The sequence below is a fragment of the Paracoccus gahaiensis genome, from assembly GCF_005048225.1.
Taxonomy (GTDB): domain Bacteria; phylum Pseudomonadota; class Alphaproteobacteria; order Rhodobacterales; family Rhodobacteraceae; genus Paracoccus; species Paracoccus gahaiensis.
In genome coordinates, this window is the sequence record NZ_SUNI01000078.1 from 1 (window position 1) to 813 (window position 813).

The 813-nt window shown below is 64.3% G+C and carries 1 pseudogene; it reads left to right on the forward strand.

What is annotated here, in order from left to right:
- Nucleotides 1-8: 8 nt before the first annotated feature.
- Nucleotides 9-813 (forward strand): annotated as a pseudogene (locus tag FA743_RS20165) (transposase); the annotation flags it as partial.

Here is an 813-nt window from a genome sequence, read left to right on the forward strand (position 1 = left end):
CATACGATATGAGGAAAAGCCGCTTCACCGAGGCGCAGATCATTGGGATGATCAAGGAGCAGGAAGCCGGGATGGCGACGGCGGAGGTCTGTCGCCGTCACGGTCTCAGCCCGGCCACGTTCTACAAGCTCAAGGCCAAGTATGGGGGCATGGACGTTTCCGATGCCCAGAGGCTGAGGGCGCTCGAGGACGAGAACGGCAAGCTGAAACGGCTTCTGGCTGACGCGATGCTCGACAACGTCGTTCTGAAGGATCTGCTGGGAAAGCCCTGACGACACCGAATGCGCGGCGGGGCGCGGTGCTCAAGGCGATGCGGGATCATGCCATCTCGCAACGCCGGGCCTGCGTTCTGGTCGGTGTCGATCCGAAGACGGTGCGGCGCGAGCGGCCGCCCGACAATCTGGAGATCCGCAAGGCCATGCAGGAAGTCGCCGCCGTGCGGCGCCGGTTCGGCTATCGGCGCATCGGGCTGTTGCTGGAGCGCAGGGGCATGCTGATGAACCCGAAGAAGCTGTATCGGCTCTATCGCGAGGAAGGGCTTTCGGTCCGGCGCAGGCGCGGCCGCAAGCGGGCTCGTGGAACACGCACGCCAATTCCCCTGGCCCTGATGCCGAACCACCGCTGGTCGCTGGACTTCGTGGCGGACACGTTCGGGGCGTCGCGCAAGTTCCGGATCCTTGCGGTGATCGACGATTGCTGCCGCGAGAACCTGTGTCTGGTCCCCGACACCAGCATCTCGGGCGCAAGGGTGGCCCGAGAACTGGATGCACTGGTGCGGATCTATGGCAAGCCGGCTTGCATCGTCAGTGACAA